Source organism: Oleiphilus sp. HI0117, from assembly GCF_001635235.1.
Genome location: NZ_LWGA01001029.1, coordinates 1 through 2,446, shown reverse-complemented (window position 1 = coordinate 2,446; position 2,446 = coordinate 1). Strand labels below are relative to the sequence as shown.

At 45.1% G+C, this 2,446-nt stretch carries 1 protein-coding gene; it reads right to left on the bottom strand.

All coding sequences use genetic code 11. The features are described 5' to 3' along the window. Positions 1-347: 347 nt before the first annotated feature. Positions 348-2,446 (bottom strand): DNA translocase FtsK (locus A3757_RS18415; protein WP_197470129.1); only part of this gene is annotated, 2,099 nt, incomplete at its 5' end.

Below are 2,446 nucleotides of genomic sequence, written 5' to 3'. Positions count from 1 at the left end.
TAGGAAATTACATCATTAAAACGCAAATTCCTNATATGGCAAATCAACTCTAATCACTTGAGCCACCGCTAAAAAAANATCCGCAATACTTGATGTTTTCAAGAAGTTCGCCTGGCTACCAAATAAAACTCAATGATTTTAACGATGGTCTGAAACAACTCAAAGAGTCGGGGGAAATAAAAGCGATCCTAGAAAAGCATGGGTTACAGTAGATAACTGTATCCTATCTGGGTCTAAGGTCAAATATTAGCCCTTACCCTATAGTAAGTTCGATAAGGGGCTTTTTAGCTATTCGCTGGTTACTGAATATCTTCAGAAAACTTGTCTCGACCAGAAAAGTATAGATTCTAGTCCTTGGGTGGAGGCGGTGCGAGGACTTCTCTAGATCCATTATGGCCGGCAGCACTGACAACACCAGCTTGCTCCATTGCTTCAACCAGGTTTGCAGCTCGGTTATAGCCTACCTTCAGCTTTCTCTGCACTGAGGAGATAGATACTCTTCTGGTTTCCGTAACAAATGCTACAGCCAGGTCGAACAAGGCATCTTGTTCGTTGTCTCCACCACCTTCTTCTGCAAAGGCTGCTACCGCGGGGTCTGAGCTATCGCCACCAGATAGAACCTCTTCAAGATAATTAGGTTGCCCGCGTTCTTTCCATGCTTCAACCACCTTATGAACTTCGTGGTCATCAACAAAAGCACCGTGAACACGAATTGGCACACCACTACCTGGTGGCATATATAGCATATCACCGTGACCCAAGAGCTGCTCTGCTCCACCCTGGTCCAATACGGTTCTAGAGTCGATCTTTGATGATACCTGGAAGGATATACGGGTAGGAACGTTTGCTTTGATCAAACCGGTAATGACGTCAACTGAGGGACGCTGAGTTGCGAGAATAAGGTGGATACCGGCGGCTCTTGCTTTTTGTGCGATACGCGCGATTAGCTCTTCGACCTTCTTGCCAACAATCATCATCATGTCGGCAAACTCATCAATAATTACCACTATAAAGGGTAAAGTCTCAAGATCCGGACGGTCACTTTCTTCATTTCTTAGGTGTAAATCTGGCACCCAGATAGGGTCCTTCATGGGCTCGCCGCGCTCAATAGCTTCTTTAACCTTTCGGTTATAGCCTGCAATGTTACGAACGCCCAAAGAAGCCATCAACTTATAACGGCGCTCCATTTCGGCAACACACCAACGCAGAGCATTCGCAGCCTCTTTCATATCGGTTACCACTGGGGTTAATAGGTGCGGTATACCATCATAAATTGAAAGCTCCAACATCTTTGGATCAACCATGATAAAACGCACTTCATCAGGTTGTGCTTTAAACAGCATACTTAGAATCATACTGTTAACACCAACCGACTTACCTGAACCCGTCGTACCGGCTACCAGCAAGTGCGGCATTTTCGCCAAGTTTGTAACGACCGGGTCGCCTGCAATATCGTTTCCTAACGCCAGGGTAACCGGTGACTCTGCATCATCATAATCCTTAGATAGCAAAACTTCGCTAAAGCGGACAATCTCTCGGTGCTCATTTGGTATCTCGATACCAACTACTGACTTACCAGGGATAACTTCAACCACCCTGACAGCAAGTACTGCCAAAGAACGAGCCAGATCCTTCGCTAGATTAGAAATCTTACTAACTTTTACACCGGGGGCTGGCTGAATCTCAAAACGTGTAATCACCGGGCCGGGATTAACCTCTACAACTTCCGCTTTGACACCAAAGTCGCCCAGCTTCTCTTCAAGTAGCCTAGACATATGCTCGAGCATCTCTTTGGAGAAGCCGAGTTTTTTATTAGTTTCTGCAGGATCAAGTAAAGATATAGACGGTAAAGGACCCTCTGAAGCAATAAACAAACTCCCCTGCTTTTCATCTTCCAAGCGCTTACTTGCTTTGCTCTTCTTAACAAAAGGTGAGATTTTAATTCCAGACTTCGTTTCGCTAGACGCATCACTTGCAACCTCAACATCATCTGCTTTGCCTTGCGCCTTGGTACCCGCTTTGACCTGAATAGGCGGCGACTGTTCAAGCTCGGAATCTACTGGAGAATATGGTTGTTTGCCTTTTGAAGTCTTAGGTGAGGCACGGCCCTTATCATCAATATAAGGCTCACTTCGCTTAGTGGCTTCACCCGTATCGGTTTTCTTAGAAAGCTTTTCTTTTAAAGCAGTGAGTTTTCCTTTAAGCAAAGAAACGGACCCTGTACTTGAATCTTTTTCGGCACGCTCCGGTGAAACATCGTTAACAGGGCGACGATCGTTAATATGAATTTCTCTTTCTTTAACTTGCTCTGCGATTTGAGAGGCTTCAGCGTCGCGCTTAAGCTTTTGATCAAGGCGCAGATCACGTCTATCAAGATACTTTGAATATAGGCGCTTAATAACGACAGATAATTTATCGTAAAGTTTAATCGTCAACGCTCCGGTTT